Origin of the sequence: Streptomyces sp. NPDC050416 (assembly GCF_044458845.1) — a bacterium.
Taxonomy (GTDB): Bacteria; Actinomycetota; Actinomycetes; order Streptomycetales; family Streptomycetaceae; genus Streptomyces.
In genome coordinates this window covers 664587-686466 of sequence record NZ_JBITII010000001.1, presented here as the reverse complement: position 1 = coordinate 686466, position 21880 = coordinate 664587, and the positions used below count along the sequence as shown (strand labels likewise).

16 protein-coding genes and 2 pseudogenes are annotated in these 21880 nt (G+C 72.0%); 4 read left to right on the top strand and 14 right to left on the bottom strand.

Annotated features, from left to right (window positions below; translation table 11 throughout):
* Positions 1 to 417 precede the first annotated feature (417 nt).
* Together ACIBL4_RS03120 and ACIBL4_RS03115 are read right to left on the bottom strand one after the other, a co-directional pair.
* A pseudogene (locus ACIBL4_RS03120) lies at positions 418 to 531 on the bottom strand (DUF2510 domain-containing protein); the annotation flags it as partial.
* A 57-nt stretch (positions 532 to 588) separates the two neighbouring features.
* Positions 589 to 1498: pseudogene (locus tag ACIBL4_RS03115) on the bottom strand (anhydro-N-acetylmuramic acid kinase).
* A 180-nt stretch (positions 1499 to 1678) separates the two neighbouring features.
* Between ACIBL4_RS03115 and ACIBL4_RS03110 the strand changes: the two are divergent.
* Positions 1679 to 4363: an ATP-binding protein gene (locus ACIBL4_RS03110; RefSeq protein WP_399405926.1), complete on the top strand. Its 2685-nt coding sequence runs from the start codon at positions 1679 to 1681 to the stop codon at positions 4361 to 4363.
* Positions 4364 to 4454: 91 nt separating this feature from the next.
* Here the strand turns inward: ACIBL4_RS03110 and ACIBL4_RS03105 are convergent, their stop codons facing one another.
* From ACIBL4_RS03105 to ACIBL4_RS03070, 8 genes are all read right to left on the bottom strand, one after another.
* Positions 4455 to 5246, bottom strand: a complete 792-nt coding sequence (locus ACIBL4_RS03105) for an SDR family NAD(P)-dependent oxidoreductase (RefSeq protein ID WP_399405924.1) — start codon at positions 5244 to 5246, stop codon at positions 4455 to 4457.
* A gap of 64 nt (positions 5247 to 5310) precedes the next feature.
* Positions 5311 to 6432 carry a 3-oxoadipate enol-lactonase gene (pcaD, locus tag ACIBL4_RS03100; RefSeq protein ID WP_399405922.1) on the bottom strand — a complete coding sequence of 374 codons (1122 nt, stop codon included), beginning with the start codon at positions 6430 to 6432 and terminating at the stop codon, positions 5311 to 5313.
* Positions 6429 to 7724: a 3-carboxy-cis,cis-muconate cycloisomerase gene (gene pcaB / locus ACIBL4_RS03095; protein WP_399405920.1), complete on the bottom strand. Its 1296-nt coding sequence runs from the start codon at positions 7722 to 7724 to the stop codon at positions 6429 to 6431. The genes pcaD and pcaB overlap by 4 nt, the downstream gene beginning before the upstream one ends.
* Positions 7721 to 8326, bottom strand: a complete 606-nt coding sequence (gene pcaG / locus ACIBL4_RS03090) for a protocatechuate 3,4-dioxygenase subunit alpha (RefSeq protein ID WP_399405918.1) — start codon at positions 8324 to 8326, stop codon at positions 7721 to 7723. Before pcaG ends, pcaB begins: the two co-directional genes overlap by 4 nt.
* 6 nt (positions 8327 to 8332) lie before the next feature.
* Positions 8333 to 9106 (bottom strand): protocatechuate 3,4-dioxygenase subunit beta, encoded by a 774-nt coding sequence (gene pcaH / locus ACIBL4_RS03085; protein WP_399405916.1) that lies wholly within the window; start codon positions 9104 to 9106, stop codon positions 8333 to 8335.
* Positions 9107 to 9221: 115 nt separating this feature from the next.
* The gene (locus tag ACIBL4_RS03080; RefSeq protein ID WP_399405914.1) at positions 9222 to 10424 is read right to left on the bottom strand and encodes a thiolase family protein; all 1203 of its coding nucleotides are present in this window, start codon (positions 10422 to 10424) and stop codon (positions 9222 to 9224) included.
* On the bottom strand, positions 10421 to 11065 hold the full coding sequence (locus ACIBL4_RS03075; RefSeq protein ID WP_399405912.1) for a CoA transferase subunit B: 645 nt from the start codon (positions 11063 to 11065) through the stop codon (positions 10421 to 10423). The genes ACIBL4_RS03080 and ACIBL4_RS03075 overlap by 4 nt, the downstream gene beginning before the upstream one ends.
* Positions 11065 to 11820, bottom strand: a complete 756-nt coding sequence (locus tag ACIBL4_RS03070) for a CoA transferase subunit A (protein WP_399405910.1) — start codon at positions 11818 to 11820, stop codon at positions 11065 to 11067. Before ACIBL4_RS03070 ends, ACIBL4_RS03075 begins: the two co-directional genes overlap by 1 nt.
* A gap of 224 nt (positions 11821 to 12044) precedes the next feature.
* Here ACIBL4_RS03070 and ACIBL4_RS03065 point away from each other — a divergent pair, with 224 nt between their 5' ends.
* Complete coding sequence (locus ACIBL4_RS03065; protein WP_399405908.1) at positions 12045 to 12509, top strand: MarR family winged helix-turn-helix transcriptional regulator; 465 nt, start codon at positions 12045 to 12047, stop codon at positions 12507 to 12509.
* A gap of 47 nt (positions 12510 to 12556) precedes the next feature.
* On the opposite strand, the gene ACIBL4_RS03060 is transcribed toward ACIBL4_RS03065, so the two are convergent.
* Complete coding sequence (locus ACIBL4_RS03060; RefSeq protein WP_399405906.1) at positions 12557 to 13564, bottom strand: DUF3048 domain-containing protein; 1008 nt, start codon at positions 13562 to 13564, stop codon at positions 12557 to 12559.
* Positions 13565 to 13753: 189 nt separating this feature from the next.
* Here ACIBL4_RS03060 and ACIBL4_RS03055 point away from each other — a divergent pair, with 189 nt between their 5' ends.
* Positions 13754 to 14944 (top strand): zinc-dependent alcohol dehydrogenase, encoded by a 1191-nt coding sequence (locus tag ACIBL4_RS03055; protein ID WP_399405904.1) that lies wholly within the window; start codon positions 13754 to 13756, stop codon positions 14942 to 14944.
* A 44-nt stretch (positions 14945 to 14988) separates the two neighbouring features.
* Here the strand turns inward: ACIBL4_RS03055 and ACIBL4_RS03050 are convergent, their stop codons facing one another.
* The gene (locus tag ACIBL4_RS03050) at positions 14989 to 16053 is read right to left on the bottom strand and encodes an ATP-dependent DNA ligase (protein WP_399405901.1); all 1065 of its coding nucleotides are present in this window, start codon (positions 16051 to 16053) and stop codon (positions 14989 to 14991) included.
* A 74-nt stretch (positions 16054 to 16127) separates the two neighbouring features.
* Here ACIBL4_RS03050 and ligD point away from each other — a divergent pair, with 74 nt between their 5' ends.
* On the top strand, positions 16128 to 17159 hold the full coding sequence (gene ligD, locus ACIBL4_RS03045) for a non-homologous end-joining DNA ligase (protein WP_399405899.1): 1032 nt from the start codon (positions 16128 to 16130) through the stop codon (positions 17157 to 17159).
* On the opposite strand, the gene ACIBL4_RS03040 is transcribed toward ligD, so the two are convergent.
* Together ACIBL4_RS03040 and ACIBL4_RS03035 are read right to left on the bottom strand one after the other, a co-directional pair.
* The gene (locus ACIBL4_RS03040; RefSeq protein ID WP_399406548.1) at positions 17146 to 19287 is read right to left on the bottom strand and encodes an OmpL47-type beta-barrel domain-containing protein; all 2142 of its coding nucleotides are present in this window, start codon (positions 19285 to 19287) and stop codon (positions 17146 to 17148) included. The two genes, ligD and ACIBL4_RS03040, sit on opposite strands and share 14 nt — an antisense overlap.
* 47 nt (positions 19288 to 19334) lie before the next feature.
* Positions 19335 to 21809: a ThuA domain-containing protein gene (locus ACIBL4_RS03035; protein ID WP_399405897.1), complete on the bottom strand. Its 2475-nt coding sequence runs from the start codon at positions 21807 to 21809 to the stop codon at positions 19335 to 19337.
* Positions 21810 to 21880 lie beyond the last annotated feature (71 nt).

Sequence of the window (21880 nt, the reverse complement as noted above, 5' to 3'; positions counted from 1 at the left end):
TCCGGCACTTCCCGGGTACGCGGAGGCTCCTGGCGCCTCGGCGCCGGCCGGATTCCCGGGGGTTCCGGGCTGGCCGGCACTTCCCGGGTGCGCGGAGGCTCCCGGGGTTCCCGCGCCGGTCGGCTCTCCGGCACCGGCCGGACTCCCGGGGGTTCCTGGTGCCCGGGCATCGGCGGGCTGCCCGGCTTCTTGCTGTCCGACGCCGGGCTGCTGCCCGGCGTCGGGCGGATTCCCGGCACCGCCTGGATTCCCCGCGGCTCCCGGTGCCCCTGCGTCGGTCGGCTGCCCCGTTTCCGGCTCCCCGGCGGTACCCCGCTGCCCCGCGGGCGACGTATCACCTGAAGGCGCCGGATCTCCCGACGGAGCCTCGCCAGGGGCCGGATCCCGCGGAGGGGGACCCCAGGTCGCGGTCGGCTGTGCCGGGCGGATGCGGTCCGTCCAGGCCCTGCCGTCCCACCAGCGCTCGGTGGCGGGCCCGTCACTTTTCTGTCCGGGGTCGGGGTACCACCCGGGAGGAGTCTCCTGCGTCATGCCCCCACCGTATGAGGCGTGGGTGAAAGTGGGATGAGAGGAGCCGCACGGATCGCGTCAGTCCAGCAGCAGGCGCGTCGGCCTCCGGCCGGCCGGCGGGGGAAGCCGCAGCCCGTTCCGGCCCGGCGTCAGCGAACCGAGCACGCTCGGATGCCGCGCCCCCGTGCTCGCGGCTCGGCGCCGGGCAGGCCGTGCAAGGTCAGGAACCCCAGGACCGCGAAGGCGTAGGCCTCCTTCGCCCCGGAGGGCAGCCCCAGTTCGTCCGAGGCGCGCACCACCACCCCCGGCAGCAGTTCCCCGAGCGTGTAACCGGCCGCGGCGCAGCCCATGATCCGCCCGGCGCCCAGCACGACCGCCCTGACGACCTCGCGCGCGGGAGGGGGCTCCTCGGACCGCTCCGCCACGAACGCCGGCGTCTCGTCCAGCCGCAGCCGCAGCCACAACGCCCCCAGCCCGAGCGGCAGCGTCAGCAGGAACGGCAGCCGCCACCCCCACGACCCCAGCTGCTCCTTCGTCAGCACCGTGGCGAGCACCGCCGCCGCGCCCGCGCCGGCCAGCAGCCCGAGCGCCACCGTGAACGACTGCCACGACCCGTACGGCCCCCGCCGGCCGGGCGGCGCGAACTCCGTCATCACCGACACGGCCCCGCCGAACTCCCCACCGGCCGACAGCCCTTGGAGCACCCGCAGGAAGGTGAGCAGCCAGGGCGCCAGGGCACCCGCCTGCGCGTACGTCGGCAGCGCGCCGATCAGCGTCGTCGCGACCGTCATCAGCGTGATCACCAGGACCAGCACCGGACGACGGCCGATCCGGTCACCCAGTCGGCCGAAAAGTGCCGCGCCGCGATGATCGTCGCGAAGTAGCCGTAGACGCCGAACTCGTACCACTCGATGAGATTGCCCACCGATCCGGCGGCCGGCGCCCGCCGGCCCCGCCGTGTCTCCCCGATGTGGTGAATGGACGTCACCTCCCCTGCAATTGCACGTCGTTGACGCGAAGACGGCTGGTGACGGCCCGGATGCGGCGTCCGACCGCACCCGGTGTCACCCGTCACGGCAACAGGTGCCCCGAGCATCCTCCACTCAGGCAATCGGAGGGCTACGCTCGACGTCTGTACGTCGTTCGGGCGACTTGGGGAGGTAGCGGGATGACGGAGGTACGGCCCACGGCCGCCGCCTCGGCTTCCCTGTGGGAGCGCGACGAGGAAGTCGCCGCCGTCGCGCGGGCGGTCGACCGCCTGTGCGCGGACCGCTCCTCGTCCGGCGGGCTGCTGGTCTTCCGCGGCGAGGCCGGACTCGGCAAGACCGCGCTGCTGGCCGAAGCCCGCCGCATCGCCGAGGCACGCGGCTGCCAGGTCTGGTCGGCCCGCGGCGGCGAGACCCTCAGGGCGGTCCCCTTCAACGTCGTACGGCAGTTACTGCAACCCGCGCTGATGTCGATGCTGCCGGAGGAGGCCCGCGAGTACCTCGGCGACTGGTACGACATCGCCGGGCCCGCCCTCGGCATCGCGGACCCCGGCGACCGGCAGGCCGACCCGCAGGGCGTGTGCGACGGCCTCGTCGCCGCCGTGCGCCGGCTCTCCCGCCGGGACTGGCCGCTGGTGCTGCTCATCGACGACGCCCACTGGGCCGACCAGGAGACCCTGCACTGGCTCGCCGCGCTGGCCGAACGCCGCGACGAGATGTCCGTCCTGGTCGTGGTCGCCCGCCGCCCGGGCGAGGTCTCCGGCACGAGCGCCCGGCTCCTCGACACCGTCGCCGCCGCCGCGGACGGCCCCGTCACGACCCTGAGCGCCCTCACTCCGGACGCCACGGCCGGACTCACCCACGCCACCCTGGGCGAGCACGCCGACGCCGCGTTCTGCCGCGAGGTCTGGGCCGTCACCGCCGGCAACCCCTACGACACCGTCGAACTCCTCACCAAGGTGCGGGACAGCGAGCTGGAACCGGTCGAGGCCCGGGCCGGGGAGCTGCGCGAGCTGAACCGCTCGGCCCGCGGCGGCGGCGTCGTCGCCCGCCTGGAGGAACTCGGCATCGACGCCACCAGGTTCGCCTGGGCCGCCGCCGTCCTCGGCGCCGGCATCTCCGTCGACCTGGTCGCCAAGCTCGCCACCCTGAAACCCGACGAGGCCCGCCGCTGCGCCGAACTGCTGCGCACCGCCCGCATCCTCACCGCTCCCGACCCCGCGACCGGCCGCACCGCCGAAGGCGACCTGGAGTTCGTCCACCCGCTGATCGCCACCGCCGTCTACAACTCGATCCCGGACGCCCTGCGCACCGCCATGCACGGCATCGCCGCCCGCATCGTCACCGACGAGGGACACGGCGCCGCTGCCGCCGCCCGCCACCTCCTCGAAGTCCACCCGGACGACGACGAGGAACTCGTCGGCCAACTGCGCGAGGCCGCCCGCGAGCACCTCGCCGTCGGCGCACCCGACGCCGCCCGCCGCTGCCTGGAGCGCGCCCTGGAAGAACCGCCCCGGCCCGACGTCCAGGCGCACGTCCTCTGCGAACTGGGCTTCGCCACCCTCCTGACGGCGCCCGGCAGGACGATCGGCCACCTGCGGACGGCGCTCGGCATGCCCGGCCTCGACGGCGACGACCGGGTGGACGCCGTCGTCCGTCTCTCGCAGGCGCTGGTTCACCACGACGAGATCGAGGAGGCCGTCCGCACGGTCGAGGCGGAGGCGGCCCGGCTCGAACCCGGGCCCGCCCGGATACGGCTGGAGGCCGTGCGCCTCATGTGGGAGGGGATCCACGCCGGCGAGGTCGCCTCACCGGGCCGCTCCGAGCGCCTGGCCGAGCTCGCGCGGACCTGCACCGGCCGCGACAACTCCGAACGCGCGCTGCTCATCCTGCGCGGCTTCGACGCCTTGATGCAGGGCGAGAACGCCGAGGAGGTCGTGGAGCTGTGCGACCGTACCCTCGTCAATGGCCGCCTCGCTCCCGGGCTCGGGTGGACGGGCACCGAGTGGGGCATCGAACTGCTGCTCATGCTGGCCAACGCGTATGCGTACACCGACCGCCTCGACCGCGCCGAAAACCTCTTCAACGACGCCGTGCGCGCCTACGAGATCGCCGGCTGGACCGGCGGGCACCTCGCCCTCGCACACGCCTATGTCGGCGTCGCACACCGCAGGCGCGGCCGCCTCGGGGACGCGGAACAGTCCCTGCGCGAGGCGCTGCCTCTCGCCGAGCGCGTCGGCCGCGGACTGCCCCTGTACTGGACCGTCATCTGCAATCTCGTCGAAACGCTGCTCGCCCGCGGTCAGGTCGACGAGGCCTGGGACGTCGCCGAACGGTATGGCTTCGCCCCGCCCTACCCGTCGACCATAGTGCTTCCGGATCCGCGGGCGGTGCGCGGTCGGCTGCTGCTCGCCGTCGGCCGTACCAAGGACGGCACCAACGAACTGGAGGCCGCCGAAAAGGCGGCGGCCGTGCGCGGCCACCACAACCCGGTACTCGTCCCCTGGGCGGCGGACCTCGCCCGTGCCCTCGCCGCCGAGGATCCGGCCCGCGCAGCCCGGCTCGCCGTAGATGTCCGCCGGCAGGCCGAGCGCTTCGGCACGGACACCGCCATCGGCGAGGCCCTGCGCTGCGCCGCCGCCCTGGAGACCGGCCAGCGCGCGGTACGCCTCGCCGCCCAGGCCGTCGCCTACCTGGAGTCCTCGCCCTGCCAGTACGAACACGCGGCGGCCCGCATCGAGTACGGCGTCCTCGCCCGCTCGGTGAGCGACCTCAACCGCGGCCTGGACCTGGCTGTTTCCTGCGGTGCGCACGGGCTGGCGGCGAGGGCGCGTGCGGAGCTGGAGTCAGGGACCGGGTTGCGGTGAGCGCAGAACCCCGGTGACCCGGGCCGGCACCAGCCGACCGGTCGCCGCGGTCGGTCGGACACACGCGCCCTGGTCGGCGAGCCCGATGCCGTCAGGCTCGCACCAACTGGTCCGTCATCGCCGCCAGCCGCGCCCGCGCTTGCGGGTCGTACGCCGCCTCATGGGCCCGCGCCGGGCTCGTCCGGTCGTAGTACCGGCCGCTGCCCAGGTCGCGGGTGGCCAGGGCCAGCACACCGGCCGCCCCGTCGGCGACCGTGTTCCACGGCGTGATGTCCGCCTCGCGGACCATCGCCGTGTCCATGTAGGTCGCCGGGTGCAGCACGTTCACCGAGACGCCGGTGCCGTCCAGTTCCTCGGCGAGCGCGAACGTGTGGGCGGCGAGCGCGAACTTGCTGCGGCAGTACGCCGACACGCCGTCGTAGCCGCGGGTGAACTCGGGGTCCTCGAAGTCGAGGGGTTCCTGACCGGCCGAACCGACGTTGACGATCCGCGCCGGCGCGTTCGCCCGCAGCACCGGCAGCAGGGCCCGGGTCAGTACGACGGGCGCCAGATAGTTCACCGCCAGCCGCAACTCGTGCCCGTCGGCGCTCAGCTGACGGCCCGCACCGGGCGCCCCGAACCCCACGCCCGCGTTGTTGACCAGCACGTCGAGCTCGGGATGGGCGTCGGCGACGTGCCCGGCCAGCTCACGCACCTGCGCCAGCGAGGCCAGGTCGGCGACGAACGCCTCGGCGTCCCCCTCGTCGCGCAGCTCCCCGGCCAGCCGCTCGGTGCGGACCGCGTCCCGGCCGTGGACGAGGACGACATGCCCGGAGCGGACGAGTTCGAAGGCGACGTACCGGCCGAGCCCCGAGGTGGCGCCGGTGATCAGGATGGTGGACATGCCCCCACCGTAGGCACGCCGGGCGGACCGGAGCGAGCTGCCGTCGAGCCTACGACCAGCAGGATCACCCTGGCGTGCCGTCCTCCTCCGCCAGCACCCGCTGGGCCGTCGCGAACGCCGAGTTCGCCGCCGGCACCCCGCAGTACACCGCCGTCTGGAGCAGCACCGCGCCGATCTCCTCCGGCGTGAGCCCGTTGCGGCGGGCCGCCCGGACGTGCATGGCCAGTTCGTCGTAGTGCCCGTGCGCGACCAGCGCGGTAAGGGTGATCATGCTGCGCTCGCGGCGTGACAGCGTCGGGTCGGTCCAGATCTCGCCCCAGGCGTAGCGCGAGATGAAGTCCTGAAAGCGTGCCGTGAACGGGGTCTGCCGGGCCTGCGCGCGGTCGACGTGCGCGTCGCCGAGCACCTCGCGCCGTACCTCCATACCGCGGCCGGCGGTCCCGCCGAAGTGTGCCCGCAGCGCGGTCAGCACCGCCTCCGGGCACTGCGCGGGCGCCAGGTGCGAGGCGCCGGGGATCTCCACGAGCGCCGCGCCCGGCACCGCGTCCGCGATCTCCCTCAGATGCGCGGGCGGTGTCGCCGGATCGTCCCGCCCGGCCACCAGCAGGGTCGGCACGGCGATCTCGGGCAGCCGGTCGCGCAGATCGAACGCGGCGAGCGCGTCACAGCAGGCGGCGTACGCCTCCGGGTCGGCGCGACGGTGGTCCTCCACCAGCCCCGGCACGGTGAAACCGGAGGTGAACCAGCGCGCGTCCGCACTCTCCGCCAGCCCGGCCAGCCCCTCCCGCCGCACCAGCGCGGCCCGCTCCTCCCAGGGCTTCGCCCCGTTGAAGTGCGCGGAGGAACAGATCACGGCGAGGGACGACAGCCGCTCCGGACGGTGTACGGCCAGGTGCAGCCCCACGGCCCCGCCCAGCGACACACCCGCGTACGCGAACCGTTCGATGCCGAGCGAGTCGGCGAGCGCCAGCACCAGGTCGGCGAGGTCCCCGACCGTCGCACCCGCCTCGATGAGACCGGCCGCCGAGCCGCCGTGTCCCGGCAGGTCCCAGCGGACGACCCGGTGGGTGATCGACAGCTCGGGCGCCACCTTGTCCCACAGGGCATTCGACGTGCCGAGGGAGGGTCCGAGCAGCAACGGGGGTGCGGAAGGGGGCCCTTCGGCACGGTGGGCGAGGAGTGTCAACGTCGCTCCAGAGCACGGTCGGTGAGGGCTCCGGCGGAGCCGGTGTAGTGGGTGGGATCGAGGTCGACGTCCGCCAGCTCCGGCGCCTGGGCCAGTGGGCGTCCCTCGGCGGCGAGCCGGGTGAGGAGTTCCTTGGCGCGGGCCCGGCCCAGCACGGGGGCCAGCTCGGCGGACAGCCGCTCGGAGACGATCAACCCGCAGGTGAGATCCAGGTGTTCGCGCATGGCCTCGGGCCTGACCCGCAGTCCCTCCGCCAGCTCGGCGGCGTCCCGGGCGGCCCCGCCGGTAAGCCGCAGCAGGTCCCGCAGCGGCTCCCACTCCGCGTGCCAGGCCCCGGCCGGCCGCTCGTCCTCCGCCGCCAGCGACCCGTACAGCGTGGCCGCGAGCTGCGGTGCCCGCCGTGCGGCAGAGGCGATGAGGGTGGACCGTACGGGATTGGACTTGTGCGGCATGGCCGACGAGCCGCCGCCGCTGCCCTCCGCGACCTCGGCGATCTCGGTGCGCGAGAGGGTCAGCACGTCCACGGCGAGCTTGCCGAGCGCGCCCGCCGTGAAGGCGAGGCAGCCGGCCAGATCGGCCACGGGTGTCCGCAGGGTGTGCCAGGGCAGATCCGGTGCGCACAGGCCGAGTTCACGGGCGTAGGTCACCGGCAGCGCGGCCGGATCGCTCGCGCCGTACGCCCCGAAGGCCGCCAACGTGCCCGCAGCGCCGCCGAGTTGGGCGGGCAGCGAGTCCCTCACGGCCTTCGCCCGGTCACGCGCGTCCAGGACGAGCGCCCGCCATCCGGCCGCCTTCAGCCCGAACGTCGTCGGTACGGCGTGCTGGGTGAGCGTCCGCCCCGGCATCGCCGTGTCACGGTGCCGGGCGGCCAGCCGCGCCAGCGCCCGTTCCGTGCGGCCGAGATCGGCGAGGACCAGGTCCAGCGTGCGCACGGCTACCAGCATCGTCGCGGTGTCCATGATGTCCTGGCTGGTCGCGCCCCGGTGGACATAGGGGCCGTACTCCTCGCCGACGGCCTTCGTCAGCTCAGCGACCAGGGGAATGACGGGGTTGCCGCCCGCGCGGGCCCGCTCGGCGAGGGCCCGGACGTCGAAGGCACCGGCACCGGCCGCCTCGGTCACCGCCGTCGCCGCCTCGGCGGGGACCAGCCCGAGCACCGCCTGGGCCCGGGGCAGCGCGGCCTCCGCGTCGAGCAGCGCCCGCAGATAGGCGTGGTCGCTCGTGGCGGACGCCGCCGCCGAGTCGGCCCACCCCGGGGCGAGCAGGCCGGTATCACCTTGAGCAGCTGTCACTGGAACTCCAGGAAGACCGTCTCGCCTTCGCCCTGAAGGCGGATGTCGAAACGGTACGTGCCGGCCGCCTCCGCCACGGCGATCAGCGTGTCGCGGCGCTGGTCCTCCAGCCCGGACAGCAGCGGATCGGCGGCGAGCACCGCATCGTCGCCCGGCAGGTAGATGCGGGTGTACAGGTGCACAAGCAGCCCCCGGGCGAAGACGCAGACACTGAGGTACGGAGCGCTCCGCCCGCGCGCACCGGGCCGCAGCGTACGCGCGTACCAGTGACCGTTCGCGTCGCTCTGGATACGCCCCCAGCCCGTGAACTCCACGCCGTTGCGCCCCAGGAAGCCGCCCGACGCCGGGTCGCGGCGCATCGACCCGTCCGCCGTCGGCACGTTGCCGTCCGGGTCCGCGCCCCACAGCTCGATCAGGGCGTCCGGCAGCGGATCGCCCGCCCCGTCGGTGACGTACCCGTGCAGGGTGACCGTGTCCGGATGCCCGAGGGGCGCGATGTCCTCGCCGCCGCGGAACGGCAGGGCGTGGCCGTAGAACGGGCCGACGGTGTGCGACGGGGTGGGCAGCACACTCTCCGGCCTGCTGGTGTCGATCTTCGTCATGGCAGGTCAGCGCCCTTCTTCGATCCAGGTGGCGTTCGGGCCGTCCAGCACGATGTCCCAGTGGTAGCCCATCGAGAACTCCGGCACCGACAGACTGTGGTCGTACGTCGCGACCAGCCGCTGCCGGGCCGCGTCGTCGGTCACGGACTGGATGATCGGGTCGTAGGGGAACAGCGGGTCGCTCGGGAAGTACATCTGCGTCACGAGCCGCTGGGTGAAGGCCGTGCCGAAGAGCGAGAAGTGGATGTGCGCCGGCCGCCAGGCGTTGAGGTGCTGGCGCCACGGGTACGGGCCCGGCTGGACGGTGGTGAAGTGGTAGCGGCCCTCGTCGTCGGTGAGGGTGCGGCCCACGCCGGTGAAGTTCGGGTCCAGCGGGGCGTCGTGCTGCTCGCGCTGATGGGCGTAACGGCCCGCCGAGTTGGCCTGCCAGATCTCCACGAGCTGACCGCGCACCGGGCGGCCGTCACGGTCCAGCAGCCGCCCCGAGACGGTGATGCGCTCACCGATCGGCTCGCCCTCGTGCTGCCGGGTGAGATCGTTGTCGATCTCGGTGATGTCCCGCTCCCCGAAGGCCGGGGAGGCCAGCTCCACCAGCTCCGGGTCCTTGCTGACGTCGATCGTGACCGGCGGTTCCTTGGGATGCCGGAGCACCGAGGAGCGGTACGGCGCGTAGTCACGCCGCGGCTGATGCTCGACGGGCCCACCGTCGGCGAGCCGCTTCTCGTACGCGGCACGCTCGGCCGCGATCTCCTGGTCGATGTCGTGCTGAGTGAGAGTCATGGGGGTCCCCTGAAAGGTTCTTGTGGATCGCGTCCCGAAGGGGCGCGGGGCTGTTGTCAATATGCGGCTCCGCCGCGCGGGCTCGACCAGCCACATCCGGCCCGCAGCCGAACGTCTACCGTTCGAGAACGAGCGCAAGTCCCTGTCCCACCCCGATACAAAGCGTGGCCACACCGGCACCCCCGCCAAGCCGGGCCAGCTGATGGGCAACCGTGCCGGCAAGCCGAGCCCCGGACGCACCGAGCGGATGCCCCAGCGCGATCGCCCCACCCCGCGGATTGAGAATCGCCGGATCGAACTCGGGCCACTCGGCCACACACCCCAGCACCTGCGCCGCGAACGCCTCGTTCAGCTCCAGCACGGACAGGTCGCCAAACCTCTTACCGGCCTTGGCCAACGCCCGGTTGACGGCCTCGACGGGAGCAAGCCCGAAGTAATGCGGGTCGATCGCGGCGACACCGGTGGCGGACACCCGGGCCAGCGGCTCCCGCCCCGTCGCCCTCAACCCCTCCTCATCCACCAGCAACAGGGCCGCCGCACCGTCGTTGAGCGGCGACGCGTTGCCCGCCGTCACCGTCCCGCCCTCCGCCCGGAACGACGGCTTCAGCCTGGCCATCGCCGCCAGGGACGCATCCGGACGGACACACTCGTCGGCGGCGAAGACCACCGGGTCACCCTTGCGCTGCGGAATGTCCACCGGCGCCACCTCGGCGTCGAAGAACCCGGCCCGCTGAGCCTGCGCGGCCTTCTCGTGACTGCGCAGCGCGAACTCGTCCTGCTGCTCACGTCCGATCTTGTGCTTGTCGGCGATGAGTTCGGCCGACTCGCCCAGCGGAATCGTCCACTGCGGCTCCATCCGCGGATTGACCATGCGCCAGCCGAGGGTCGTGGAGTACAGCTCGGTGTGCCCGGCAGGGAAGGGCTTGTCGCTCTTGGGCAGGACGTACGGCGCCCGCGTCATCGACTCGACCCCGCCGGCCAGCGCGATCGAGGCATCGCCGACGGCGATCGCACGGGCCGCCTGGATCACGGCCTCCAGGCCGGACGCGCACAGCCGGTTGACGGTCACGCCCGGCACGGAGGTGGGCAGGCCCGCGAGCAGGGCGGCCATCCGGCCGACGTTGCGGTTCTCCTCACCGGCGCCGTTGGCGTTGCCGAAGTACACGTCCTCGATGCGCGCCGGATCCAACTCCGGCGTACGGGCGAGGAGTTCGCGAATGGCGTGCGCGGCCAGGTCGTCGGGACGCACGCCGGCCAGTGCGCCGTTGTAGCGGCCGATCGGCGTGCGGACCGCGTCGACGATGTAGACGTCCTTCACTTCACGCCCTCCGGCACGGTCAGTTCGGCGTCGGTCCTGGCGGCGATCTCGGTGGCGGTCACGCCGGGCGCGGTCTCGACGAGGACGAGTCCGTCGTCGGTGACGTCCAGGACGCCGAGGTCGGTGATGATCCGGTTCACGCACCCCTTGCCGGTCAGCGGCAGGGCGCACTCGGTGAGGATCTTCGGGGAGCCGTCCTTGGCGGTGTGCGTCATGACGACGACGACCGTGCGGGCGCCGTGCACCAGGTCCATCGCCCCGCCGATCCCGGTGATCAGCTTGCCGGGGATCGCCCAGTTGGCCAGGTCGCCCCGCTCGGACACCTGCATGGCGCCGAGCACGGCCACGTCGATGTGCCCGCCCCGGATCATCGAGAACGACAGCGCCGAGTCGAAGAACGAAGCGCCCGGCAGGACCGTCACCGTCTCCTTCCCCGCGTTGATCAGATCCGGGTCGACGGCGTCCTCGGTGGGGTACGGACCCGTGCCCAGGATGCCGTTCTCCGATTCGAGGACGACCTCGACGCCCTCGGGCAGGTAGTTGGGGATGAGGGTGGGCAGGCCGATGCCGAGATTGACGTACTGCCCGTCCCTCAGCTCCCGTGCCGCCCGCGCGGCCATCTCCTCGCGACTCCAGGCCATCAGGACCTCACCGTCCGCTGCTCGATCTTCTTGTCCGCCGCCTGCTCGGGGGTGAGCGCGAGCACCCGCTGCACGAAGATGCCGGGCAGATGCACCGCGTCCGGGTCGATCGCGCCGGGCTCCACCAGCTCCTCCACCTCGGCGACCGTGACCCGCCCGGCCATCGCGGCCAGCGGGTTGAAGTTCCGGGCGGACTTGCCGAAGACCAGATTGCCGTGCCGGTCGCCCTTCGCGGCCCGGACCAGGGCGAAGTCGGTCCGGATGCCCCGCTCCAGCACATACTCCGTGCCGTCGAACTCCCGGACCTCCTTCGCCGGGGAGGCGATCGCGACCCCGCCCTGCCCGTCGTAGCGCCACGGCAGCCCGCCCTCGGCGACCTGTGTGCCCACCCCGGCCGGGGTGTAGAAGGCGGGGATCCCGGCGCCGCCGGCCCGCAGCCGCTCGGCCAGCGTGCCCTGCGGGATCAGCTCGACCTCCAGCTCACCGGCCAGGTACTGCCGTGCGAACTCCTTGTTGGCGCCGATGTAGGAGCCCGTCACCCGGGCGATCCGGCCGGCCGCCAGCAGGACCGCCAGGCCCGACTCCATCGCCCCGCAGTTGTTGGAGACCACCGACAGCCCGGTCACCCCGCGCTCGTACAGCGCCCCGATCAGCACGTTCGGCACACCGCTCAGCCCGAACCCGCCCACCGCGAGCGACGCGCCGTCCGGGACGTCGGCCACCGCCTCCAGCGCTGTGGCGACCACCTTGTCCATCCGAGAAGCCCCATCTCTTCCGAGCGACCCGACTGCTATTTAGTCAGGGCACTGAGTATTTCCGTGAAGCTGCTCTCACGCTGCCATCGGGACGGAAGGGCGTCAAGACCTCGGTGAATCCGCCCGTGATCCCTTGTACGGGCGGCAGACAGGCCGGGAGTAGCCAGGTATTGTTCAGTGCACCGACGAATGCTCGGCCTGATGATCGCGAGCGAGGGGTGCACATGGCGGCGGCGGACCTCACCACCCACCCCGGGCACCTGGCCCGGCGGCTCCAGCAGGCGCACTACCTGCTGTGGAACACGATGGTCTCCGAGGAGATCACCTCGCCCCAGTACGCGGTCCTCAACACGCTCGTCGACGAGCCCGGGCTGGACCAGCGCACGGTGGGGGAGCGGGTGGGCCTGGACCGGTCGACCGTCGCCGAGGTGATCAGCAGGCTCAGCCGACGCGGCCTCCTCGACAAGGTCCGTGACCCGGAGGACGGCCGCCGTTCCCTGCTGCGTCTCACGGCCGAGGGTGAGCGCATCCACCGCAAGCTGACCGTGCGCACCGCCCGGATGAACCAGGTGTTCCTCGCCCCGCTGTCCGCCGAGGAGCGGACGGTGTTCTTCGACCTCATCCGGCGCGTCGCGGACGCGGCCGAGGGGCTGCGCAACCCGGGGGAGTCCCTGGTGGCGCCCGGCTGACGGGCGTGACCGGCCGGCGCGTCGCGGGCGCCGGCGCGGCCCGCGGGTCAGGACGCCTTGGCGTACACCACCCACAGCTGGCCCTTCGCGAAGTTCACCGGTGTGCCGTCGCCGGTGGTGAACGCCGTGCCGTCCGCGGCGTCCTCGCGCTTCCAGTTCACGTCGTAGGCCCGCCCGTCGCGCAGCACCCTGGCCTTTCCGGAGCCCACCGTCTCGGTGTACGGCGTGTTGTTGCCGAGGAAGTCGCGGAAGGCGGACTCGCGGACCTTCACGTACTGCACGACGACCGTCGCGGCCGCCAGCCGTTTCCCGTCGGCCGTCGTGGCCGGCGCGCCGTCCATGCCGACCAGCCAGCGGTCCCGGGAGTCCGACCAGGTGAAGGTGAAGCGGGCCGCCGGGTAGCGCACCGTCTGCGAGGTCGCCGCCGTGCCGCCGGCCGGGGCGGAGCCATAGCGGAAACCGGTGGTCAGGGCGGCCGGTCCCGGGACCTCGGGCACGAGCCGCTCGGGCCGCAGATAGAGGTTGTGCGGGGCGGGCTTGCCCGAGCCGCGGAAGTAGGCGCCGGGGGCGCTGCCCGGCGTCTCCGCCCGCAGCGGCGCCCTGTCGATCAGCGGCAGCAGCTTCTTCTGCGCGCCGGAGAAGGCGAGGACGGGCCGGTCGAACTGGCGCAGCAGCTCCAGATCCGACTCGCGTGCGCTGCGCACGGGGCCGATCGTCTTCGGCAACTGCGTCGCGTACACCGCCATCAGCCGGCTCAGTCCGCCCTCGACCTGTTCCGCGTACACCACGTCCGCCGCGTCGAGGCCGGTGTGCGGGCGGGCCGCGGCGGCGTTGTCGAGCTTGACGGCGAGCACGGAGGAGCCGGTCGCCGACGGGGAGGTGCCCTGCTCCGACTGTCTGGAGGTGCCCCTTCCGTCGTCGCCGGGACCGCTCCCGCCGGTGGTGCAGCCCGCCGCCAGGGCGGCCGTCACCGTGGCGGCCAGCAGCGCCGCTGTCGTCGCGGCGCGCGGTCCGCGCGCCCCTCGTTCCCTGCCCACCGTCGCCACCGGCCCCATGTCATCGATTTGTCTTGATTGTGCGCTTATGTGTCCACCGATGGCCATACCTGATCAATTCTGGCGGAGGGTCTTCGCTTCGTCCGTCGATCGGCTCAAGGTTCAGCGCGGATGCGCCCGGGTACCCGGGCGTCGCCGACTGACCGACCGGCCGACCGACGCGCACGCTGACGGAGGGAGCGCGAGGCGATGAGGGCTGTGACCTGGCAGGGCAAGCGGGATGTCCGGGTGGAGAACGTGCCCGATCCCGAGATCCAGGAACCGACGGACGCGGTCATCCGTGTGACGTCCACCGGGCTGTGCGGTTCCGACCTGCACCTGTACGAAGTGCTCACGCCGTTCATGACACCCGGGGACATCCTCGGTCACGAACCCATCGGCATCGTCGAGGAGGTCGGCGCCGGCGTCCCGGACCTCCAGGCCGGGGACCGGGTCGTGGTGCCGTTCCAGATCGCCTGCGGCAACTGCTGGATGTGCCTGACCGGCCTGCCCACCCAGTGCGAGACCACCCAGGTTCACGGCGAGGGCATGGGCGCCGCTCTGTTCGGCTACACCCGCCTGTACGGCTCCGTACCGGGCGCCCAGGCGGAGTATCTGCGCGTCCCGCAGGCGCAGTACGGCCCGATCAAGGTGCCGGAAGGCCCGCCCGACGACCGTTTCGTCTACCTCTCCGACGTGCTTCCCACCGCCTGGCAGGCCGTCGCCTACGCCGAGGTGCCGCAGGGCGGCAGCATCGCCGTGCTCGGCCTCGGCCCCATCGGCGACATGGCCTGCCGGGTCGCCCAGGTCAAGGGTGCGGGGCGGGTGTTCGGCGTGGACCTGGTCCCGGAGCGGCTGAGCCGGGCGCGCTCGCGAGGTGTGGAGACGTACGACCTCAGGTCCTTCGACAGCGAGAAGGAACTCGTCGAGGCGATCCGCGACGAGACCGACGGCCGCGGCCCCGACGCCGTGATCGACGCGGTCGGCACCGAGGCCCACGGCAGCGCGGCCGCCAAGCTCGCCCAGCAGGCCACGGCGATGATGCCCCGCAAGCTGAGCGGCCCGCTCGCCGAACGCTTCAGCATCGACCGCCTCGCCGCCCTCTACACCGCCATCGACCTGGTCCGCCGCGGCGGCACCATCTCGCTGTCCGGCGTGTACGGCGGCATGGCCGACCCGATGCCGATGCTCACCCTGTTCGACAAGCAGATCCAGATGCGGATGGGCCAGGCCAACGTCCGCCGCTGGAGCGACGACATCATCCCGTACCTGACCGACGAGGACCCGCTCGGCGTCGAGGACTTCGCCACCCACCGGGTGCCGCTGTCTCAGGCCCCGCACGCGTACGAGATGTTCCAGCGCAAGCAGGACGGTGCGGTCAAGGTGCTGATGCAGCCCTGACGGGTGACGGGTCCTGATGCTGCCCTGCCGGGTCCGCGTGCGTTCTACGCGCCCAGGATCTCCGCCAGGTCGTAACGGACCGGCTCCTGAAGCTGCGCGTAGGTGCAGCTCTCCGGGGTCCGGTCCGGACGCCAGCGGCGGAACCGGGCGGTGTGCCGGAAACGCTGGGCGTTCTCCATGTGGTCGTACGCCACCTCCGCCACCCGCTCCGGCCGCAGCGGCACCCACGACAGGTCCTTGCGGCCCGACCAACGGCTCGGCGCCCCGGGCAGCCTGGCCTTCTCGTGCGCGGCCTCCTCGGACCAGGCCGCCCACGGATGCCCCTGGACATCGTCCATGCGCAGCGGCTCCAGCTCCTCCACCAGCTCGGCGCGCCGCTTCATCGGGAACGCGGCGGACACGCCCACGTGCTGGAGGGTGCCCTGGTCGTCGTACAGGCCGAGCAGCAGCGAGCCCACCACGGGGCCGCTCTTGTGCAGGCGGTAACCGGCGACGACCACGTCCGCCGTCCGCTCGTGCTTGATCTTGAACATGGCGCGCTCGTCCGGCCGGTAGCGCACGGTCAGCGGCTTGGCGATGACCCCGTCCAGACCCGCCCCCTCGTACTGCTCGAACCAGCCGCGCGCCACCTCGATGTCGGTGGTCGCCGGAGCCAGATGCACCGGCGCGCTCACCCCCGACAGCTCCCGGTCCAGCAGCTCCCGCCGCTCGGTCAGCGGGGCGTCCATCAGCGACTCGTTCCCCAGCGCCAGCAGATCGAAGGCGACGAACGAGGCCGGTGTCCGCTCGGCCAGCATGCGCACCCGCGAGTCCGCCGGGTGGATCCGCTCCGTCAGCGCGTCGAAGTCCAGATGCCCCTCCCGCGCGATCACGATCTCCCCGTCCACCACCGAGCGCTCCGGCAACCGCTCCCGCACGGCCGTCACCAGCTCGGGGAAATATCTGGTCAGAGGCTTGCCCGTACGGCTGCCGAGCTCGACCTCGTCCCCGTCGCGGAAGACGATCGCCCGGAACCCGTCCCACTTCGCCTCGTACTGCATGCCCGCTGGGATCGTCGCCACCGACTTGGCGAGCATCGGCAGGACAGGGGGCATCACCGGCAGATCCATGGTCCGATTCTGCGCCCACATGCACAGGAACGCCCGATGTGCGAGCTATGCGGGGTGCGCCTACCGTGGCTCGCATGGGTGACGCGGTGGAGCTGGAGGCGGGCGGCCGGACCGTACGGCTGTCCAGCCCGGACAAAGTGTTCTTTCCGGAGCGGGGCTTCACCAAGCTGGACCTCGCCCGCTACTACCTGGCCGTCGGCCCCGGCATCCTGCGCGCCCTGCGCGACCGGCCCACCACCCTGGAGCGCTACCCCGAGGGCGTGACCGGCGAGAACTTCTTCCAGAAGCGGGCGCCGAAGAACATGCCCGACTGGATCCCGACCGCGCACATCACCTTCCCCAGCGGCCGCAGCGCCGACGAGATGTGTCCCACCGAGGTCGGTGCCGTGGTGTGGGCCGCCCAGTTCGGCACCCTCACCTTCCACCCCTGGCCGGTCCGCCGCGACGACGTCGACCGCCCGGACGAGCTCCGCATCGACCTCGACCCGCAGCCCGGCACGGACTACGAGGACGCCGTCCGCGCCGCCCACGAACTGCGGGCCGTCCTCGACGAGTTCGGCGGGTTGCGCGGCTTCCCCAAGACCTCCGGCGGCCGGGGCCTGCACGTCTTCGTGCCCATCGAACCCCGTTGGACCTTCACCCAGGTCCGGCGCGCCGCCATCGCCGTCGGCCGGGAGATGGAGCGGCGGATGCCGGAGCAGGTCACCATCAAGTGGTGGAAGGAGGAGCGGGGCAAGCGCATCTTCATCGACTACAACCAGACGGCACGCGACCGCACCATCGCCTCCGCCTACTCGGTACGCCCCCGCCCGCACGCCCCCGTCTCCGCGCCCCTGCGCTGGGACGAGGTGGGGGTCGCGCACCCCCAGGACTTCGACCTCGCGACCATGCCGGCGCGCTTCGCCGAACTCGGCGACGTGCACGCGGACATGGACGACCACCGCTACTCCCTGGAGGCCCTGCTCGACCTCGCCCGCCGCGACGAACACGACCACGGACTGGGAGACCTGCCGTACCCGCCCGAGTATCCGAAGATGCCGGGGGAGCCGAGGCGGGTACAGCCGAGCAGGGCCAGGAAGACGCCCGGCGGGCCTACAACTCCTTGATCCGGATGTCCCGGTACGACACCACGTCCGTCGTGCCGTGCACCTGGAGCCCGATGTAGCCGGAGGCGAACCGCCGCCCGTCCGTGCCCGGGTCGTCCGAGCGGGGCGGGGTGAACTCCTGGCCCCCGGTGTTGTCGAACTCGTTGATCAGCACGCCGTTGCGGAACACCGAGTAGTGCTGGCCCTCCACGCGGATCTCGTAGTCGTTCCAGGTGCCCTTCTGCGTCACGCCGGCACCGGCCAGGCCCACGCGGTCGAAGCCGTAGACCGACCCCGTCTTGTACATGTCGCCGTCGGGCCGGTCGAGCACCTGCACCTCGTGCCCGTACTTGATGGCGACCCACTCCGGCCGGGACTCCTCCGGGTGGTCGTGGACCCACGGGAAGCGCACGAAGACACCCGAGTTGGCGTTGCCCGTGCCGGGAGCGTCGTCACGCCACTGGAGCCGCAGCGAGAAGTCGCCGTACTTGCGCTGCGGGAACCACAGCATGCCCATGCCCGGTGTGGTCGTGCTGGAGGTGATCGTCCCGTCCGGGTTCAGCCCGAACGAACCGCCGCCCACCTGCTGCCACTTGGCGAACGACTCGGCACTGCCGTCGAAGAGCGCCCGGTAGCCCTCGGTCTGCCCCGGCCTGCCGATGCCGGACTGGCGGGCGGCCTTCCGGATCGCGTTGTACTCGCGCTGGTCGATCACGCCCTCCTTCAGCAGCGAGTCGAGTACCGACGTCACGTGCTTGAGGAACAGCGCGTGGGACGTCCACTCCTTCTCGTCCTCGATCAGCTCGCCGATCCGGCAGCGGTTGTCGGTGACCCGGTTGCGCACGCCGGAGTCGACCTCGCCGACGATCACCGTCAGCCGCTCGTCGTACTCCGGGCAGTCCGGCGCCGGGACCTGCCCGGAGACGACCGTGAAGGTCACCGTACGCGCCGCCGAGGTGTTGCCGGCCTTGTCGGTCGCCCGGTACGCCACGGTGTGCGCGCCCGCCCGGTCGACCACCACCGGCGCCGTGTACGCCATGTACGGGCCGCCGTCCAGCGAGTACTCGACCTTCTCGACCCCGGAGCCGTGCTCGTCGGTCGCCGTGACGGTCACCCGGGCGCTGTTGACGTACGCCCCGTCGGAGTTCTTCGTGCCCTCCACGGTCACGCCCGTCACCGGCGGAGTGGTGTCCTGCGGCGGCGCCGCGACGACCGTGAACCGCACGCTCTTCTCGGCCGCCACGTTGCCCGCCTTGTCCGTGGCGCGGTAGCGGACCGTGTGGGCGCCCACCTGGTGCACCATCACGGGCGCGGTGTACGGCTGCCAGGCACCGGAGCCGACCGCGTACTCGATCGAGTTCACCCCGGAACCGGTGTCGGACGCGGAGACGGTGACCGTCGCCATGTCGATGTACGCCCCGTCCGGGCTGCGCTCGCCGCTCACCGTCGCCGAGGTCTCCGGCGCGGTCGTGTCGTCCGACTGCGGCGCCACCACCGTGAACGCGGTGCTCTTCTCGGCGGAGACGTTCCCCGCCTTGTCGAAGGCGCGGTAGCGGATCTTGTGGGCGCCGACCTGGTCGACGACGACCGGCGCGGTGTACGGCTGCCAGGCGCCCGCGTCGCCGATCGCGTACTCGATCCTCTCGACGCCGGAGCCGCCCTCGTCGGTGGCGTGGATCGCCACGCTCGCCGAACCGACGTACTCGCCCTGCGCGTTCTGTGTCCCGCTCACGTGCGCCGACGCCTCGGGCGCGGTGGTGTCCTCGCCGGTGCCCTCGGTCACCACCAGGATGCCCTGCATCTGGCCGTGGCCGGGGATGGTGCAGTGGTAGAAGTACCGGCCGGGCGTGAGCGTGACCTGGGCGGTGTGCTTGCCGCCCTGGGCGTCGTTCGGGTTGGCCAGGATGTTGAGCTGCACATCGTTGTTGAACTCGGGATCGCTGGTCACGAACGTCAGCGTGTGCGGCATGCCCGTGGTGTTGCCGGTGGCCGCACTGTTCTCGAAAACGATCGTCGCGCTGCCGGCGAGCGCCGTCTTCGGCGCCGAGAGGTACTTGTCGATGTCGTTGCCGGCCGTCCAGGTGAGGACCTGTTCGGCGGCCGGCGCCTGGGTCTGCCCGATGGCGGGCATCGCCTGCACGCCGAGCATCACGAGCAGGGCGGCCAGCAGGGCGGCCCAGATTCTTCGCTGCCGGATCACTCGGTCCCCCTCGCCAGCCGACCGGCGGCCGGGGTCGGCCCGCCGCCCTTGTAGGTGACCCGCCACAGGGCCGACTTGGAGTCCGAGGTGAAGAAGCCGCGCCCGTAGTCGAGCACGTACAGCGCACCGTCCGGACCGAACTTCCAGTCCATGAGGTTCTTGATGCCGTCGTTGCCGATCGGCACGATCTTCTTCAGCGACTCCGAGTGCACCGGCAGACCGCCGTCGCCTTGCGTCTTCGGGTCCATGAGCACCGCGTTGCGCGGCTGGTCGGCGTCGTAGAAGTCACCGACGAACCACTTGCCGTCCCAGTAGGCGGGCCACTTGGTCGTGCTCGTGTTGTCACTGTCGTACCGGTAGACCGGCCCGTTCATCGCGGCCTGCCCGCCGCCCTTCAGCCAGGGCAGCCGGTACGTCGCCTCCTCCGGCTTGTACGACGGGACACCGCCGGCGTCCCGCGGGTAGTCCGGCGCGCCGCCCTGCGGCGAGTACCAGATGTTGTTGCCGGTGACCGGCGGCAGGTTGACCAGGCCGTCGTTGTTCGGCGACTCGTTCTTCGGGTGGTCGCAGTCGTACCAGCCCAGCGGCTTGGACGGATCCGGCAGGTTGCGGTCCCGGTAGGGCTGCTTGTTGCCCATGCAGTACGGCCAGCCCCGGTTGCTCGCCTTGGTGATGGCGGCGAAGGTGTCGTACTTGGCCGGACCCCAGGTCGTCGAGGGCGCGCTCGCGTCCGGGCCGACCCAGCCCGCGTAGAGCACGTCGGTCGACTTGTCGATGAAGATACGGGCGGGGTTCCTGACGCCCATCACATAGATCTCGCCGCGGGTCTTGCCGCCGCCCTCGTCGGTCTCCTTCCCGGTGAAGAGGTTGCCCTCGGGGAGCGTGTACGTCCCGTCCGGCTCCGGGTGGATGCGCAGGATCTTGCCGTTGAGGTTGTTGGTGTTGCCGGCCGTGCGGCGCGCGTCCGCGAAGGAGACGCCCTTGTAGTTCGGCTGCGGGTTGTTGCCCGAGTAACCGCCGCTGAACCCGCTGGAGTTGTTGTCACCGGTGGCGATGTACAGGTTGCCCTTGGAGTCCCAGGCCATCCCGCCGCCCGAGTGGCAGCAACTGTGGATCTGCACCGGCCACTTCAGCAGCACCTTCTCGCTGCCCACGTCCAGCTTGTTCGTCGCCTGGTCGAGGGTGAAGCGGGAGACCCGCCGCTCGGCCATCCGCGTGTCCCGGTTGATCTGGCTGTGGGGCGTGTAGTGGAGGTACACCCAGCCGTTCTGCTCGAACCTCGGGTCCAGCTCGATGCCGAGCAGGCCCTCCTCGACCTTGACCAGTTCGTCGCCGCCGCCCTTGTTGCCGAAGACGGTGAGCGCTCCGGCGAGCGTGACCTGCTTGGTCTTCGGGTCGTAGACGTGGATCTCGCCCTTGCCCTTGCCGATGTCGGGGTTGTTCCAGTCGGTGACCACGGGCTGCGAGGAGTCGGCGCCGCCCCGTCCGATGTAGAACACCCGGCCGTCGGGCGCGGTGGCCAGCCCGTGCGGCTCGCCGATCTGGTCGTTGCGCCCCGGCTGGTTGGGCTTGGTCAGCCGCTCCGCCGCGTAGTTGGCGTTGATGGTCGCCTTGCAGTCGGCCTGCTCCAGGCGCGTCGTCCACATCAGCGCGCCGCGCAGATGGGCACGGAAGTCGGCCTCGTCGTACGACGACACCGTGCCGCCCATGCCTGTGTAGAAGGAGCGTCCGCCGTCGTAGTCACGGCACCAACTCACCGGATGATCCCAGCCGTTGGCACCGGCCCCCGGCTGGTAGGTCGACTCCCGGACCCTGGCGACCGTGTGGACGTCGCCCGACGGGTTCTTCACCCAGTTCAGCCACTTGTCGGGGCGCTTCCACTGCACCGGCAGGTCCTTGGTGGCCGGATGCCGGCGGTCGCCGACCTCCACGGTCGCCCGCTGGGCGGACGCCGGGTTGGACGCGGCCGGCCGGGCGCCCACCAGTCCGGTGAACCAGTCCGAGTACGGCTCGGCGCGCGCCGCGTCATGGATGCCGACGAACCCGCCGCCGGCCTCCATGTAGGCCTCCAGGCCCGCCTCCTGCTCGGCGTCGAGGACATCGCCCCCGCCGGTCAGGAACACGATCGCGTTGAAGCGGCCGAGCTTTTTCTCATTGGTGAACACCGAGGCGTCGCCGGTGGCTTGCGCGGTGAAGCGGCGGTTCGCCGGTCCCGACAGCCCGATGTCCTCGATGGCCTCGATCCCGGCGTTCACGACCGGCGATTCCTCCCCGGCCGCCGCGGAACCGTGGAAGATCAGCACCCGTACATTCGCGCCGCCCGGCGGCGACTTGATCGACATCGTTGTCAGCGGGGGTTCTGGATACGGGCCCGCGTGGGCGGGTCCCGCCAGCAGTCCGGCGGTCACGACCCCGGCGGCCGCGGAGGCCGCCCAGACACGTCTTCCCTTGCTCAACCCTCGTAAGTGCATGGGCACCTCCACGGTCACAGCAACACCGCCAAGGAAGCTAAACCCCTTTGCATGGCTCGCCAATACCTATG

Bases quoted from the DNA above. Each gene is read 5' to 3' on its own strand.
- ACIBL4_RS03060 (WP_399405906.1), bottom strand. From the start codon at position 13,564: ATGGGGCCGGTGGCGACGGTGGGCAGGGAACGAGGGGCGCGCGGACCG.
- ACIBL4_RS03070 (WP_399405910.1), bottom strand. From the start codon at position 11,820: ATGGACAAGGTGGTCGCCACAGCGCTGGAGGCGGTGGCCGACGTCCCG.
- ACIBL4_RS03110 (WP_399405926.1), top strand. From the start codon at position 1,679: ATGACGGAGGTACGGCCCACGGCCGCCGCCTCGGCTTCCCTGTGGGAG.
- ACIBL4_RS03065 (WP_399405908.1), top strand. From the start codon at position 12,045: ATGGCGGCGGCGGACCTCACCACCCACCCCGGGCACCTGGCCCGGCGG.
- ACIBL4_RS03055 (WP_399405904.1), top strand. From the start codon at position 13,754: ATGAGGGCTGTGACCTGGCAGGGCAAGCGGGATGTCCGGGTGGAGAAC.
- ACIBL4_RS03050 (WP_399405901.1), bottom strand. From the start codon at position 16,053: ATGGATCTGCCGGTGATGCCCCCTGTCCTGCCGATGCTCGCCAAGTCG.
- ACIBL4_RS03075 (WP_399405912.1), bottom strand. From the start codon at position 11,065: ATGGCCTGGAGTCGCGAGGAGATGGCCGCGCGGGCGGCACGGGAGCTG.
- ACIBL4_RS03035 (WP_399405897.1), bottom strand. From the start codon at position 21,809: ATGCACTTACGAGGGTTGAGCAAGGGAAGACGTGTCTGGGCGGCCTCC.
- pcaG (WP_399405918.1), bottom strand. From the start codon at position 8,326: ATGACGAAGATCGACACCAGCAGGCCGGAGAGTGTGCTGCCCACCCCG.
- pcaH (WP_399405916.1), bottom strand. From the start codon at position 9,106: ATGACTCTCACTCAGCACGACATCGACCAGGAGATCGCGGCCGAGCGT.
- ACIBL4_RS03105 (WP_399405924.1), bottom strand. From the start codon at position 5,246: ATGTCCACCATCCTGATCACCGGCGCCACCTCGGGGCTCGGCCGGTAC.
- ligD (WP_399405899.1), top strand. From the start codon at position 16,128: ATGGGTGACGCGGTGGAGCTGGAGGCGGGCGGCCGGACCGTACGGCTG.
- ACIBL4_RS03040 (WP_399406548.1), bottom strand. From the start codon at position 19,287: ATGCTCGGCGTGCAGGCGATGCCCGCCATCGGGCAGACCCAGGCGCCG.